This window comes from Providencia sp. wls1914 (assembly GCF_009706645.1).
In the GTDB taxonomy this organism is placed as follows: Bacteria; Pseudomonadota; Gammaproteobacteria; order Enterobacterales; family Enterobacteriaceae; genus Providencia; species Providencia zhijiangensis.
Map to the genome: position 1 here is coordinate 1 of NZ_WLUN01000010.1, position 15847 is coordinate 15847.

The following is a 15847-nucleotide window of genomic DNA, read 5'->3' on the forward strand; positions in this document are numbered from 1 at the left end:
ATCAGACAATCTGTGTGAGCACTTCACAAGTACACTTCAATGGTAAGGAGGTGATCCAACCGCAGGTTCCCCTACGGTTACCTTGTTACGACTTCACCCCAGTCATGAATCACAAAGTGGTAAGCGCCCTCCCGAAGGTTAAGCTACCTACTTCTTTTGCAACCCACTCCCATGGTGTGACGGGCGGTGTGTACAAGGCCCGGGAACGTATTCACCGTAGCATTCTGATCTACGATTACTAGCGATTCCGACTTCATGGAGTCGAGTTGCAGACTCCAATCCGGACTACGACGTACTTTATGAGTTCCGCTTGCTCTCGCGAGGTCGCTTCTCTTTGTATACGCCATTGTAGCACGTGTGTAGCCCTACTCGTAAGGGCCATGATGACTTGACGTCATCCCCACCTTCCTCCGGTTTATCACCGGCAGTCTCCTTTGAGTTCCCACCATTACGTGCTGGCAACAAAGGATAAGGGTTGCGCTCGTTGCGGGACTTAACCCAACATTTCACAACACGAGCTGACGACAGCCATGCAGCACCTGTCTCAGAGTTCCCGAAGGCACTAAAGCATCTCTGCTAAATTCTCTGGATGTCAAGAGTAGGTAAGGTTCTTCGCGTTGCATCGAATTAAACCACATGCTCCACCGCTTGTGCGGGCCCCCGTCAATTCATTTGAGTTTTAACCTTGCGGCCGTACTCCCCAGGCGGTCGATTTAACGCGTTAGCTCCGGAAGCCACTCCTCAAGGGAACAACCTCCAAATCGACATCGTTTACAGCGTGGACTACCAGGGTATCTAATCCTGTTTGCTCCCCACGCTTTCGCACCTGAGCGTCAGTCTTTGTCCAGGGGGCCGCCTTCGCCACCGGTATTCCTCCACATCTCTACGCATTTCACCGCTACACATGGAATTCTACCCCCCTCTACAAGACTCTAGCTGACCAGTCTTAGATGCCATTCCCAGGTTAAGCCCGGGGATTTCACATCTAACTTAATCAACCGCCTGCGTGCGCTTTACGCCCAGTAATTCCGATTAACGCTTGCACCCTCCGTATTACCGCGGCTGCTGGCACGGAGTTAGCCGGTGCTTCTTCTGTTGGTAACGTCAATCGTTGATGATATTAGCATCAACGCCTTCCTCCCAACTGAAAGTACTTTACAACCCTAAGGCCTTCTTCATACACGCGGCATGGCTGCATCAGGCTTGCGCCCATTGTGCAATATTCCCCACTGCTGCCTCCCGTAGGAGTCTGGGCCGTGTCTCAGTCCCAGTGTGGCTGATCATCCTCTCAGACCAGCTAGGGATCGTCGCCTTGGTGAGCCATTACCTCACCAACTAGCTAATCCCATATGGGTTCATCCGATAGCGCAAGGACCGAAGTTCCCCTGCTTTGCTCCTTAGAGATTATGCGGTATTAGCTACCGTTTCCAGTAGTTATCCCCCTCTATCGGGCAGATCCCCATACATTACTCACCCGTCCGCCGCTCGTCAGCGAGAAGCAAGCTTCCCCTGTTACCGCTCGACTTGCATGTGTTAGGCCTGCCGCCAGCGTTCAATCTGAGCCATGATCAAACTCTTCAATTAAAAAGCTTGATGCTCAAAGAATGTTACTGTCGTTTGATTTCCGAAGAAACCAAATTACCTATTAGTTCATATATATGAATTAACGTGTTAGTCACTCTTCAAGACTTAAAATCAAATATTTTTTGATAGTGTCCTGTGAGTGCCCACACAGATTGTCTGATAAATTGTTAAAGAGCGGTGCGACATTTCTTGAGAAATTCGACTCAGTTTTTATCAACTTAGGTCGTTGTCGCGAGGTGGCGTATATTACGCTTTCCCCAGTGAGAGTCAAGCATTTTTTTTGCTTAATCTTTTCAGATTCTCTCGCTGCCAGTTCAGTGTCCATCGCGCTTTGCGTTGGCTTGTTCCCGGTCAGTGGATGCGCATTATAGGGAGTCGCAGAAATCCTGCAACCCTTTTTTTAAGATTTTTTACGGTTTTTAGTTCAACTGCTGCATTCCACAGCAAAACCCCTATTTATACCCACTTACACACAGATTTATCCACAGACTGAAAAAATAGTGAAAATAGTTCGCGCATTACGCAAACGTTTGCGCTACAATTAGCGCGAAAATTCGGCATTGATTTTATTTTGATGCTCTGAAATTGTTAGTGACTTATATATAGATATTGCTTCTTTATCCAAATCCAAGGGATCTATCTCATGCAACAGCTTCGTCCTATTCGCCGTGCCCTGCTTAGTGTGTCTGATAAAACAGGGGTTGTTGAATTCGCTAAGGCGCTTTCTCACCGTGGTGTTGAACTGCTTTCTACCGGTGGAACCGCTAAATTATTAGCAGAGCAAGGCCTTAAGGTCACTGAAGTTTCAGATTACACCGGTTTTCCTGAAATGATGGATGGTCGCGTTAAGACTCTGCACCCGAAAGTTCACGGTGGGATCTTAGGTCGTCGCGGTAAAGATGATGCCATCATGCAGCAGCATAACATCGCACCTATTGATATGGTGGTTGTGAACCTTTATCCATTTGCTCAAACCGTCGCAAAACCAAACTGCACATTAGAAGATGCCGTTGAGAATATCGATATTGGTGGCCCAACTATGGTTCGCTCCGCAGCGAAGAACCATAAAGACGTGGCTATCGTGGTTAACAGTAATGACTATGACAAAATCATCGAAGAGATGGATAACCACGAAAATTCCCTGAACTGGTCAACACGCTTTGACTTAGCTATTAAAGCATTCGAGCACACTGCCGCTTATGACAGCATGATTGCTAACTACTTTGGTGAGCTGGTCGCGCCATATCACGGTGATACTACTCAGCCATCAGGTCGTTTCCCTCGTACCCTGAATTTAAACTTCATTAAGAAGCAAGATATGCGCTATGGCGAAAACAGCCATCAAGACGCGGCTTTCTATATAGAAGAAAATCCAAAAGAAGCGTCGATTGCCACTGCGAACCAAATTCAAGGTAAAGCACTTTCTTATAATAATATCGCAGACACTGATGCCGCTCTTGAGTGTGTTAAATCTTTCGATGAGCCTGCCTGCGTCATTGTTAAGCATGCCAACCCTTGTGGCGTTGCCATTGGTGACAATATCCATGCCGCTTATGATAAAGCATTCAAAACTGATCCAACCTCAGCATTCGGTGGCATCATTGCGTTTAACCGTCAATTAGATAAAGCCACCGTAGAAGCCATCATTGAACGCCAATTTGTTGAAGTGATCATTGCCCCTTCTATTGCTGAAGATGCATTACCTTCTTTATCTACCAAGCAAAACGTACGCGTTCTGGTGTGTGGTGAGTGGAGCAAGCCTGTTGCTGGTTTAGATTTCAAACGCGTGAATGGAGGTTTACTGGTTCAAGATCGTGACTTAGGTATGGTCGAAGCGGAAGATTTACGCGTCGTGACCACACGCCAGCCAACTGAGCGTGAATTGAAAGACGCACTGTTCTGCTGGAAAGTGGCTAAGTTCTTGAAATCAAATGCGATTGTTTATTCTAAGAATGACATGACTATCGGTATTGGTGCAGGCCAAATGAGTCGTGTGTACTCTGCTAAGATTGCAGGGATCAAAGCTGCTGATGAAGGTTTAGAAGTCGCAGGCTGTGCAATGGCATCCGATGCATTCTTCCCATTCCGCGATGGCATCGATGCCGCTGCCTCTGTAGGCGTGACTTGCGTTATTCAACCAGGTGGATCTATTCGTGATGATGAAGTAATTGCCGCTGCGAATGAACATGGCATCGCAATGATCTTCACTAACATGCGTCACTTCCGTCACTAATTGCTAGGGGTTTCTATGAATATACTGATTATTGGTGGTGGCGGCCGCGAGCACGCTTTAGCATGGAAAGCCGCACAATCTCCATTAGCTGATAAAGTGTATGTTGCGCCGGGTAACGCGGGTACTGCACTGGAACCTGCTCTGGAAAATGTCGATATCTCAGCAACTGACATTGATGGCTTACTCCAATTTGCCAAAGACAAGCAAATCGGTTTAACCATCGTAGGCCCTGAAGCACCATTGGTTATCGGTGTGGTTGATGCATTCAAGCAAGCTGGCTTAACCATTTTTGGGCCAACTCAAGGTGCTGCGCAGTTAGAAGGTTCTAAAGCGTTCACCAAAGATTTCTTAGCGCGTCACAGCATTCCGACCGCAGCTTATGAAAACTTTACGGAAATTGAGCCCGCTTTGGCTTATTTAGATAAAGTTGGCGCACCTATCGTTATCAAGGCTGATGGTTTGGCTGCTGGTAAAGGCGTGATTGTGGCGATGACGCTGCAAGAAGCTAAAGATGCCGTCCATGATATGCTAGCTGGCAATGCATTCGGTGATGCGGGTCATCGTATCGTTATCGAAGAGTTCCTTGATGGCGAAGAAGCGAGTTTCATCGTCATGGTGGATGGTGAGAATGTCATTCCGATGGCAACCAGCCAAGACCATAAACGTGTTGGCGATGGCGATACTGGCTTAAACACTGGCGGTATGGGTGCATATTCCCCAGCGCCAGTGGTGACAGATACGGTTCATCAACGTGTTATGGAGCAAGTCATTTATCCAACCGTTAAAGGAATGGATCAGGAAGGGAACCGTTATCAAGGTTTCTTATATGCAGGTTTGATGATTGATAAAGCGGGCAATCCGAAAGTTATCGAGTTTAACTGCCGTTTCGGCGACCCAGAAACTCAGCCAATTATGATGCGCTTACAATCTGATTTAGTCGCTCTGTGTTTAGCGGGTGCTAAAGGCGAACTCGCAGGTAAAGATTCCCTGTGGGATGAACGTCCAGCGCTAGGTATCGTGATTGCGGCAGGTGGATATCCAGGTGATTATCGCAATGGTGATGTGATTTCGGGTCTACCAACGTCAGAAGCAGCTGATAGCAAAGTGTTCCACGCAGGTACCAAGCTAAACCAAGCAGGCGAAGTCGTCACTGCCGGCGGACGCGTTCTGTGTGTCACTGCGTTAGGTAATGACATCGCAAAAGCCCAAGCTAAAGCGTACGAAGTTGCCAAGACTATCAATTGGTCTGGCAGCTTCTATCGCAACGATATCGGTTACCGTGCCATCGCCCGCATCAAGTAATAGAACAAATAATAGAAGCAAATAACCCACAAGCTGATAAGAGGAAACTTTTATCAGCTTTTTGCTTTTCTGTTTCTTGTTTTTACCTTTGACCTTCACCCAGCCAATGGCTCTAAGTATTTCGAAGCATAGCTAGGCGGCGAGGTTACTTATGCCCAGGAGCATAGATAACTATGTGACTGGGTTAAGTCACCGAAGCCAACAACGCTAGGATTTGAAAGACGACGAGCGGTGAGATTAGAGCGAATCTTTAGAAGGTTGCCAGCTGCAAAAATTAGTATCCGCCACCATCAAAAGCTGACTTCCCTCTGGTGACTCCAGCCACGCCAAATTCAGCTCTTTCGTCCAGACTTTGGCTCTATCATCAAGCCATTTCTGTGCATACGGTTCGAAAGTAACATCGCGCTGTTCACCATCACAAGTGGTGATTTTACCTTGCTTCCAATACCCTTGATGTAGCTCTACGCCCCCCACAATCAGTGCGGTATTAATATTCAAGATACGGTCAGCTTCAAAGCGCCAACGGCTAATTTCATCAGAGGAAAGCGGGGTTTTGATATTATTTTGCGCGCGCTGCATAAACACAATTTCATTATCTTTACTAAAGCGCAGTTGTTCCGTGATGTTGTTATCCCCTTGATTGAGGACTTGGCTGCGGATTTGCCACAATTTGCCATCACGATATTCGAAGAAATTGACGGAGGTGTCGGTTCGTTTATAGGGGCTATACACCACCATTAAGACCAACGGCTGACTCTTCGCATCATTCAGTCTCCACATTCGAATTACGCCTTCATCGGCAATAAATCCGCTGGCACTAAACTCAGGGAGTCGAGGCGAATTAGAAGAACAGGCGCTTAGTATTGAGACTGCTCCCAACACCAGCAACCTTTGGCGAATAAACAAAAGGGGTAACTTCATACCCCCTCTGATAATTCTCGTAGACAATGTACTTATTTTACAGCGTCTTTCAGTGCTTTACCGGCAGAGAATGCTGGTACAGTTGTTGCAGGAATTTGGATTTCTGCTTTAGTTTGTGGGTTACGACCGGTACGAGCTGCACGGTGGCTAACTTTAAAAGTACCGAAACCGACCAGTTGTACTGCTTCGCCGCTTTTCAGAGAATCTGAAATTGCGCTCAGAGTTGCTTCTAAAGCTGCTTTAGCTTGAGTTTTAGTCAGATCTGCTGATTCTGCGATAGCATCAACTAATTCAGTCTTGTTCATAAATTATCCTTACACAGTGTGTTTATCGTTTGCAAAGCATCGAGTGCGTCGGATATGCCAGATAGACAGCCCCTGATACACGCCCCCGATAGCCACTTCTTCTCGCCCCTAAATGTAGAACAGAGTAGGGGTAAATGTGAAGTCTTAGTACACAGCATTACTGCTTTAAGTCACGTTTTCGCACTTAAAAGTGCAAAATTTACGCGACAGTAATGCCGATATTGCTGACACCCGCTTCGCGGAGGTCAGATTTTAATCCTTTAATTAACTCTAAGTCTCGTTCTTCGCAAGCGGCTAATAAGCGGAAAATGTCCCATTGAATGTCCCACTCTTCTTCCACAGCAGGCACCACTTTTAGCTCTTCATCGGTCATTTCACGCCCTGCTTGAGTCATTTCAAGCATAGCAACAGTACGAATCGATGCTTCACTGACTAAGATTGCGTGCTCAAGGGTTTCACCACTCAGTTTTGCATGAATGAGTTCACCTAAAGCAATACAAGCGTCGATAGCGGGATAAACACCGTACATATCGAAGTCATCGGCGACTGGAATAATTTCTTCTAACTTCTCTAACTGATTGTCGAAATTGACTTTGCTATCTTTGATAACCAAGGTTTCCCAAACTAAATCAAGGATGGCACGATAAACCTTCGCATCAGCAAATTCAGTTTGCTGGCAAAACATTTGATAATTAGGATACATTCTCTCGCACAGGGATGCCATGAAGGTCATATGCTGCCAGCTTTCTAGTTTCTCTAACCTCAAATGAATAGGATTTCTTAACATAATTTCTGACTCATCAATCTCAATACTTCGCAGTTTACCTGAAAATCTGCCAATGCCACATATTTTGCTGATAATTAGCCAATTTTCTCATTCATTCGCTTAAAAAATGTGCGATTCGAAGCGATTCCATCAGCAAAACGGGTCGGTTCTGGCAATCTATACCCCTGAATACACCGTTTTACCCACTCTAGCGAGGAAATAAAACTGACTTTGTGACCCGGAGAAAGATATAAAGGATTACAGCGTTTCTTACTGCGATAAACCCACCCTAATTGCTCTTGAGCCGCTTTCAACATTTCGACACTTTCAGGTTCAGCATTGAGTTCGACAACATCACCACATAAACGGCTTTTTGCTACCCCTATCGTCGCGACATCGGCCAATAATCCAAAATGACAAGCCACCCCAAAACGCCGCGGATGAGCAATACCTTGACCATCCACCAGCACTAAATCGGGCTTATGTTGGATTTTTTCCCACGCAGCCATTAATCCTGGGACTTCACGAAACGAGAGCAACCCGGGTATATAGGGTAATTGAGTTGGGATCCGTGCTATTTGATACTCCACCAATTGCAGCTCAGGCCATGAAAGCACCACAATCACTGCGCGAGTCACAGTGCCGTCTTGCTCAAAACCGACATCTGCACCACCAATAAAACGCGGCGGGACAAACTCATCATGCAAAATGACTTGTTGAGCTAGCTCTACCTGCTGTTGTCGCAACTGCTGAGTATCAATTGCCATCACGGAACCATTATTAATAAGGATTAATCATAGATGATAATGATGCACTTACAAGATCCTGTAAATACATCGCTTAAATCAGAGATACAAATAGCGGCAAATCACTGCAAAGTGACGCCGCTATTGGGAATGAAAGGCTATTGGTGATATTGACGAGAGAAACGGTGAACCGCGTCCACAAACGCACCCGCATGTTCAGGCGCTACATCTTGATGAATACCATGACCTAAATTGAAGACATGCCCTTCACCTTGACCAAAGCCCGCTAAAATATGCTGTACTTCTTGCTCAATACGCGCAGGTGGCGCATATAACATTGAAGGATCCATATTGCCTTGCAGCGCCACTTTGTCACCAACACGGCGACGAGCATCTGCGATTTCGGTCATCCAATCCAAACCTAGCGCATCACAGCCTGTTGCCGCCATCTCTTCTAACCACTGACCGCCACCTTTGGTAAATAGGGTCACAGGTACACGACGACCATCATTTTCGCGGATTAAGCCATCGACAATTTTGTGCATATAGCGCAGGGAGAATTCCAGATAATCACGCTTAGTTAATACGCCGCCCCACGTATCGAAAATCATCAGGGATTGTGCGCCAGCACGCACTTGAGCATTCAGATACAAAATCACGCTATCTGCCAGCTTATCCAGCAGCAAATGCAGCGTTTTTGGGTCTTCATACATCATTTTTTTGATTTTAGTGAACGCTTTGCTACTGCCACCTTCAACCATATAGGTCGCTAATGTCCACGGGCTACCCGAGAAACCAATCAGTGGTACATCACCATTTAAGGCTTTACGGATGGCACGAACTGCGTCCATCACGTAGCCCAGTTCCATTTCTGGATCGGGAATTGGGATATTTTTAACATCGGCAGCGCTTGCTACTGGTCTTTCAAAACGAGGACCTTCCCCTGTTTCGAAATAAAGACCCAGCCCCATTGCATCAGGAATGGTTAGAATATCAGAGAATAAAATTGCGGCGTCTAATGGAAAACGACGAAGTGGCTGTAATGTGACTTCACACGCTAACTCCGTATTTTTACACAAAGCAATAAAATCACCAGCTTCTGCACGAGTTGCTTTATATTCTGGTAGGTAACGCCCTGCTTGACGCATCATCCATACTGGGGTCACATCTACAGGCTGGCGTAGCAACGCACGTAGATAGCGGTCATTTTTCAACTCAGTCATTATTTACTCCATTATTATTGTGGCCGCCGCAAATGGCTAAGGCGCCATATTATACCAGCAAAGGGAAACAATATCAGCGCCAGCGCAATTAGTGGTTATCTTCATCAAATTGACGACATAGCACCACACTATCTTCAATTAATCGCCGAGCTATTGTATCTCCCGGCGGGATCAGCGGCAGTGAGTTATAGTGATACCAGTTAGCGCTCACTAACTCTTTAGGATCTACTTGAATGTCCCCACTATCATAATCCGCTAAAAAGCCCATCATCAGCGAGTGTGGGAATGGCCAAGGCTGGGAAGAGACATAACGAATATTGCGTACTTTTATATGGCTCTCTTCCATCACTTCGCGAGCCACCGCCTCTTCTAAGGTTTCCCCCACTTCCACAAACCCTGCCAGCACTGTGAACAGCGGATTTTGTGAATGGCGACGGTGTTGTGCCAGCAAAATATGATCATCGCGGCGTATACCAACGATAATACATGGGGCAATTTGTGGATAATAACGTTCATGGCAGTGGTCGCACAGGCACGCCCATTCCGTTGAACTATGGCGCATCGCCGTTCCGCAATATCCACAGTAACGATGAGAGCGATAAAATTCCGCGAGCTGTACACCACGCCCTGCGAGGCGAAATAGCCCTTCATCTTGGGAAGCGACCACGCGAGGCGAAGCCATATCCGATGACATTTTTTCAGCAATCAGCCAGACAATTTCCCCTTGCCACTCACCGATCGGAGTCGCGAGTTTTCCCGTTAATCCAAACTGCTGTGCAGCACCTCTAGGTACATCACCTTGGGGCAACCACAACCGCCCCGCAAAGCAGACAAACCACCAGCCGCTTTCGGTTCCTGCTAATGTGTGTTTATTCATTCTGTTTCTCTATTTCAGCACGCTGAGTTGCGGTTAAAGATACGCTTGTTTTATAGATTGTCATACAACCGTTTGATTCGTCACTACCCTTTCACGATTTTGACACTTTTTAGACATTTAAAAGTCACAGCATCTAAAAAGTGTCACACAACTGTCAATTCATTGTCATCTCGAATAATTAGCATGCCAACTAACCAATACGGCGACTCTTACAGAGAGAAACAAGATGAAAGCTATCGTACCTGCAATTTTACTGTCACTCAGTGCGTCTCAAATGGCATTTGCGGCTGACAGCGATTTAACCCAACTTATCGAAGCTGCAAAGAAAGAAGGCCAAGTTTATAGCGTCGGGATGCCTGATACATGGGCGAACTGGAAAGGCACATGGCAGGATTTATCGACAGAATACGGTTTAAAGCATCAAGATACAGACATGAGCTCTGCGCAGGAAATTGCAAAGTTTGCTGCTGAAAAAAATAACGCCACCGCAGATATCGGTGATGTCGGCGCATCTTTCGGCCCTGTTGCTGTGCAAAAAGGTGTGACTCAGTCGTACAAACCGACCACTTGGTCACAAGTACCGGACTGGGCAAAAGATAAAGACGGTCATTGGGCGCTGGCTTATACCGGCACTATCGCGTTTATGATCAATAAAGACTTAGTTAAAGACGCACCAAAAAGCTGGGATGATTTACTTAAAGGAAAATACAAAGTCACCGTTGGGGATGTAGGCATTGCTGCACAAGCCAACAACGCCGTATTGGCTGCCGCTTTTGCTCGTGGTGGTGATGAAAATAACCTGAAGCCTGCCATTGAATTCTTTGGCGAATTAGCAAAACAGAAGCGTTTATCCGTCAATGACCCAACGGTTGCCAACATCGAAAAAGGCGAAGTGGAAGTGGGCATTTTATGGGACTTCAACGCACTGAACTACCGTGACCAAATCAACCGCGACCGCTTTATTGTGGTGATCCCATCCGATGGCAGCGTTATCTCCGGCTACACCACCATCATCAATAAATTTGCTAAAAACCCAAATGCCGCGAAATTAGCCCGCGAGTTTATTTTCAGTGATAAAGGACAAATCAACCTTGCAGAAGGTTATGCGCGCCCAATTCGTGCTCAATACCTGACACTGCCTGCGGATATCCAAGCCAAATTACTGCCAGATGAGCAATACAAAAATGTTCACCCGATTAAAGATGCTGAAGGCTGGGAAAAGTCATCACGCAACTTACCGAAAATGTGGCAGCAGCAAGTATTAATTCACCAGCAATAATCGCAATTAGGAATCAACAGTCTGATGTCTGAAAAAGTCATACTTGTTGTTCTCGACGGTTTAAGTTATTCAGTAGCCCATCAATGTATGGGCTATCTCAATGGTCTTATCAAAGCCGATAGAGCAACACTTTATAAAATGGAGTGTGAGCTCCCATCCATGTCTCGCCCGCTGTACGAATGCATTTTGACGGGTATTCCTCCGGTTCAAAGTGGCATCGTCAACAACGATGTGGTGCGACTTTCTCACTTCGAGAACATCTTTTCACTGGCTCACCAAGCCGGAAAAACCACCGCAGCGGCAGCTTACTATTGGGTCAGTGAGCTGTATAACCACGCGCCATTTGAGGCGAACCGCGACCGATTTACCCATGATAAACAGCTACCGATTCAGCATGGTTGCTTCTACCAAGCAGACCACTACCCTGATGATCACCTGTTTATGGATGCAGAATATCTACGCACCCAGCACGACCCCGATTTTTTGCTGATCCACCCCATGAATATCGATGATGCAGGGCATAAGTTTGGATTTGACTCGTCCCAGTATCGCAATGCGGCTCGCAAAGCAGACATTTATTTATCCCATTACTTACCGATGTGGATAGAGCAGGGCTACCAAATCATCATCACCAGCGACCACGGAATGAATAACGACCGTAGCCACGGTGGTATTTTGCCGGAAGAGTGTACAGTTCCGCTGTTGACTATTGGTAGCGCATTCTCTCATCGCCCCGACGTTCCGATGGAACAAACGGCGATTTGTGGCACCGTTTGCCAGCTACTGGGTGCGCCATTCACAGACAAAACTGTATGCCATGATTTATTAGCAGGAGGTCGCTAATGGCGGATATCCCAGCCAACGACCAGCCCCGCCAGCAAGAGAGAGGCTTAACGATGTTTAACAAGCCCAATGTACATTTTCACTGGCGTGCCGCACTGTTAATCGTGCCGTTTATTGTGCTGTTTTGCCTGTTTCAAATCGCCCCGATGATTTGGGTACTCTTCAACAGTTTTGTCTACGAAGAAGCGTGGTCTTTTGAAAATTACGTTGAAATTTTCTCCAATGATTTCTACCTACAAGCGTTTCAAAACACCCTATGGCTATCGCTAATTTGTAGCTTTGTTGGTTTGCTGATCGCCTGCGTAACGGCATTTTCTATCTACAAAATGCAAGGCAAAGTGCGCAATTTCATGATTTCGTTTACCACCATGGCAAGCAACTTCAGCGGCGTCCCATTAGCTTTCGCATTTATTATTATCTTAGGTTTTAACGGGGCGATTACCCTGCAACTTAAAGCCTGGGGATGGATTGATGATTTTAATATTTACAGCGCCAGTGGCTTGATGCTGCTGTATATCTACTTCCAAATCCCGCTTGGTATTTTACTGCTTTATCCTGCATTCGATGCACTCAAACCTGAATGGGAAGATGCGGCCAAAACCATGGGTGCCAGCAAATTAACTTACTGGCTGAAAGTAGGCATCCCTGTCATTTCCCCTGCACTGTTAGGCACATTTATTATCTTGGTTGCCAATGCTGTTGGCGCTTATGCCAGTACTTACGCACTCACCAGTGGAAACTACAACTTAGTCACTATCCGCATCGCTAGCCTTGTCTCTGGCGACCTGTTCTTAGAGCCAAATATGGCAGCCGCGCTGTCCGTGGTGCTGATTGCGATCCTCGGGTTTATCACCGCCATCCACCACTGGCTATTAAAGCGGAGCTACCATGCTAAATCCTAATATTCGTAGCCCAAAAGCACCGAGCTTACTGTTTCATAAAATGGTTCTCGGCACCGTTGCCGCCATTCTTGCGCTGCCAATTATCGCCACTTTTATTTACTCCATTTCGAGCTCATGGGGTGCGACGATTATGCCTGATGCCCTATCCATCAAGTGGTATCTACAACTGTGGCAAGATCCGCGCTTTTTAATGGCATTTGGGCGATCGCTACTGATCTGCTTTGGCACATTGCTGATCAGCGTACTGGTCATTTTGCCAATGACTTTTGCCGTTTTTTATCGCTTTCCAAAACTCAAAGGGTTGATGGATTTACTTATTATTCTCCCCTTTGCGATCCCACCCGTGGTTTCTTCAGTCGGTTTACTGCAAATCTTTGCTGATGAGCCATTTATGTTGGTCGGTACCCCGTGGATCTTAATTGGCACCTACTTCACCATTACGTTGCCATTTATGTACCGCGCGCTGGCGAATAGCTTTCAAGGGATCAACTTGCATGACTTAATGGATGCTGCACACCTACTCGGCGCCAGCACCTTTAAAGCCTTTTTAATGATAGTCCTGCCAAATATCCGTAAAGGGTTATTGGTTTCTTTACTGATTTCCTTCTCATTCTTAATGGGAGAATTCGTATTCGCCAATATCTTAGTGGGAACCCGCTTCGAAACCTTGCAGATCTATCTGTTTAATATGCGCCAAACTAGCGGACACTTTACCTCTGCGCTAGTGATGTCTTACTTCCTATTTACGTTGCTGCTGACTTGGTTAGCAACGCGCTTGAATCGTGAGGGAAATGAACGATGAGCTACGTCATTGCTGAAAACCTAACAAAATCCTTTGGTCAGAACCAAGTATTCTCCGATATCCAGTTTACGATTGAGCAAGGGGAATTTATTACGCTATTGGGGCCAAGTGGCTGCGGAAAATCCACGTTACTGCGTTGTATCGCCGGGCTTGAACAACCCGACAGCGGGGAGCTGTATATCAACCGCCAGAATATCACCCAGCAGCCAGCTCAACAGCGCGGCGTGGGCATGGTATTCCAAAGCTACGCCCTATTCCCAAATATGACGGTGGCTGAAAACATCGCGTTTGGGTTGAAAATGCGTAAGATACCCGCCAATGAGCGAGATAAAGCCGTGGCGGAAGTCATCGATATGGTGGAATTACAAGGCAAAGAGAACCAATATCCGCACCAGCTTTCGGGTGGTCAACGCCAGCGTGTTGCTCTTGCTCGCGCATTGGTGATGAAGCCGCAAATTTTACTCCTCGATGAGCCGTTATCCGCCCTTGATGCCCGTATTCGTAAACATTTACGCCAGCAAATTCGTGAAATTCAGCGAGAGCTGAAGCTCACCACCATTTTCGTCACCCACGACCAAGACGAAGCGATGATTATGTCTGACCGCATCTTCTTAATGAACAAAGGCTCGATTATCCAAAGCGATACTGCGGAAAATATCTATACTCAGCCGGCTACTGAATTTGTGGCTCGGTTTATGGGGCACTACAATCTGGTGGACGCTGAAAAAGCCAATGGGATGCTGGGCGTGAATTTACAAGGCACCCTAGCCATTCGCCCTGAATCCATTTATGTTCGCGAAGTGGGACGGCAATATGGCAACCATATTTCGGCGCCTGTGGATGCCGTGATCCTTGACCACCAGCTTTTAGGGAATATCATTCGCTATAGCGTGAACACGCCTGCGGGGGATATGACCGTGGACTTGCTCAACCGCTCATCTGAGCGTTTATTTGAGCCAGGCACACGCCTTGAGTTAATGTTTAATAAAAATGAAATTCGAGCTCTAAGCTAGTCAACGATAAGCTAGTCAGTGAAAGGAACCCCATGCAAAACCCATCTACACAAACCAAATTAGCGATTTTTGATCTCGATGACACCCTGATCCGTGGCGATAGCAGCGTACTTTGGACGCAATATTTATGGGATAAGAAAATCATTACCGACCCGCGTTTTGTCGAAGCCGATAAAGAGATGATGGCACAATACAACGCGGGCAATTTGGATATGGTGACTTACTTAAAGTTTAGTTTGCAGACCCTTGCTGGCATCAAGACAGAGCAAGTCGATGAGTGGTTGGATGATTTTGTGGATACCATTATCATTCCGCGCATTTACCCTAACGCACTAAGCACCGTCGCCTCATATCGATCTCAAGGGATCCCGATCATTGTGATCTCCGCAACGGTTACCTTTATCGTGAAGAAGGTAGCGGATCGCCTTGGCGCCGATGTCACGATGGGTATTGATATTAAGCGTTCAAATGGCTGTTACACCACCGAAGTCGATGGCATCCCGACCTTCAAAGAGGGCAAAGTTAAGCGTTTAACTCAGTGGATCGCCCACCAGCCCATCACCGATGCGTATATTTATTTCTACACCGATTCCGCCAATGACTTACCAATGTGTCATTTCGCCGATGAGACGTTCATCATCAACGGCGACCCGCGCCTACTCCAAGCCGCCAACGAAAATCACTGGCCGCAATATTCGTGGAATTTGTAAAACCCCATTTTTAATCTTTAATTTTTAATTTCTAGGTTTTGTTTTTTTACCTAATACACTGATTTCCCCTAAATTATTCAAGCTAGAAGAAGGCGGCAAGCGAGGATATCCCTAGGAGCATACATAAGTATGTGACTAGGGTAGCCGAGAGAAGCCAACGCACTTATCGCTTGAAGAATGGCGGGGAAACTCTATACTGATTAACTCTTGTCGGAGTGCCTAGTATGCATATGCATCAGGCTGAGACCGTTAATTCGGGATCCGCGGAACCTGATCGGGTTAATACCCGCGAAGGGAACAAGAGTAATCATTCAGCGCAATTTTCGCTTATTTATTTGGCG

General features: G+C 46.5%; 13 protein-coding genes, 1 rRNA gene, 1 pseudogene and 1 riboswitch. Of the genes and pseudogenes, 8 read left to right on the top strand and 7 right to left on the bottom strand.

Translation table 11 applies throughout. The annotated features are described in order from the left end of the window. Positions 1 to 43: 43 nt before the first annotated feature. Positions 44 to 1584, bottom strand: a 16S ribosomal RNA gene (locus GKR74_RS07695). Positions 1585 to 2227: 643 nt separating this feature from the next. On the opposite strand from GKR74_RS07695, the gene purH reads away from it, so the two are divergent. Both purH and purD read left to right on the top strand, forming a co-directional pair. Continuing rightward, positions 2228 to 3817, top strand: coding sequence for a bifunctional phosphoribosylaminoimidazolecarboxamide formyltransferase/IMP cyclohydrolase (purH, locus tag GKR74_RS07700; RefSeq protein ID WP_154603130.1), 1590 nt, complete (start codon positions 2228 to 2230; stop codon positions 3815 to 3817). 15 nt (positions 3818 to 3832) lie between these two features. Beyond that, the gene (gene purD, locus GKR74_RS07705; RefSeq protein WP_154603131.1) at positions 3833 to 5119 is read left to right on the top strand and encodes a phosphoribosylamine--glycine ligase; all 1287 of its coding nucleotides are present in this window, start codon (positions 3833 to 3835) and stop codon (positions 5117 to 5119) included. A gap of 237 nt (positions 5120 to 5356) precedes the next feature. On the opposite strand, the gene GKR74_RS07710 is transcribed toward purD, so the two are convergent. The 6 genes from GKR74_RS07710 to nudC form a co-directional block, all read right to left on the bottom strand. Beyond that, on the bottom strand, positions 5357 to 6040 hold the full coding sequence (locus GKR74_RS07710; RefSeq protein WP_154603132.1) for a DUF1481 domain-containing protein: 684 nt from the start codon (positions 6038 to 6040) through the stop codon (positions 5357 to 5359). A 32-nt stretch (positions 6041 to 6072) separates the two neighbouring features. Next, entirely contained in the window at positions 6073 to 6345 is a 273-nt protein-coding gene (locus tag GKR74_RS07715) for an HU family DNA-binding protein (protein ID WP_006657071.1), read from the bottom strand. Positions 6346 to 6544: 199 nt separating this feature from the next. Continuing rightward, positions 6545 to 7132: a YjaG family protein gene (locus GKR74_RS07720; RefSeq protein ID WP_036953566.1), complete on the bottom strand. Its 588-nt coding sequence runs from the start codon at positions 7130 to 7132 to the stop codon at positions 6545 to 6547. Between the two features lie 74 nt (positions 7133 to 7206). Continuing rightward, positions 7207 to 7878, bottom strand: a complete 672-nt coding sequence (gene nfi / locus GKR74_RS07725; protein ID WP_154603133.1) for a deoxyribonuclease V — start codon at positions 7876 to 7878, stop codon at positions 7207 to 7209. Between the two features lie 137 nt (positions 7879 to 8015). Further along, complete coding sequence (gene hemE, locus GKR74_RS07730; protein WP_154603134.1) at positions 8016 to 9080, bottom strand: uroporphyrinogen decarboxylase; 1065 nt, start codon at positions 9078 to 9080, stop codon at positions 8016 to 8018. Positions 9081 to 9168: 88 nt separating this feature from the next. Beyond that, positions 9169 to 9957, bottom strand: coding sequence for an NAD(+) diphosphatase (nudC, locus tag GKR74_RS07735; RefSeq protein ID WP_154603135.1), 789 nt, complete (start codon positions 9955 to 9957; stop codon positions 9169 to 9171). A gap of 226 nt (positions 9958 to 10183) precedes the next feature. Between nudC and GKR74_RS07740 the strand changes: the two genes are divergently transcribed. The 6 genes and pseudogenes from GKR74_RS07740 to GKR74_RS07765 all read left to right on the top strand — a co-directional run bounded on the left by GKR74_RS07740 (position 10184) and on the right by GKR74_RS07765 (position 15506). After that, on the top strand, positions 10184 to 11236 hold the full coding sequence (locus GKR74_RS07740) for an ABC transporter substrate-binding protein (RefSeq protein ID WP_154603136.1): 1053 nt from the start codon (positions 10184 to 10186) through the stop codon (positions 11234 to 11236). A gap of 24 nt (positions 11237 to 11260) precedes the next feature. Beyond that, positions 11261 to 12079, top strand: coding sequence for an alkaline phosphatase family protein (locus GKR74_RS07745; protein ID WP_154603137.1), 819 nt, complete (start codon positions 11261 to 11263; stop codon positions 12077 to 12079). Beyond that, a complete protein-coding gene (locus tag GKR74_RS07750) occupies positions 12079 to 12981 on the top strand; it encodes an ABC transporter permease (protein ID WP_154603138.1) in 903 nt (300 codons plus the stop codon). Before GKR74_RS07745 ends, GKR74_RS07750 begins: the two co-directional genes overlap by 1 nt. After that, positions 12968 to 13807: pseudogene (locus GKR74_RS07755) on the top strand (ABC transporter permease). The gene GKR74_RS07750 and the pseudogene GKR74_RS07755 overlap by 14 nt, the downstream one beginning before the upstream one ends. Then, positions 13780 to 14796, top strand: a complete 1017-nt coding sequence (locus GKR74_RS07760) for an ABC transporter ATP-binding protein (protein WP_154603140.1) — start codon at positions 13780 to 13782, stop codon at positions 14794 to 14796. Before GKR74_RS07755 ends, GKR74_RS07760 begins: the two are co-directional and overlap by 28 nt. A gap of 32 nt (positions 14797 to 14828) precedes the next feature. Beyond that, positions 14829 to 15506 (top strand): HAD family hydrolase, encoded by a 678-nt coding sequence (locus GKR74_RS07765; protein ID WP_154603141.1) that lies wholly within the window; start codon positions 14829 to 14831, stop codon positions 15504 to 15506. Positions 15507 to 15707: 201 nt separating this feature from the next. Continuing rightward, a riboswitch (TPP riboswitch) is annotated at positions 15708 to 15820 on the top strand. Positions 15821 to 15847: the final 27 nt, after the last annotated feature.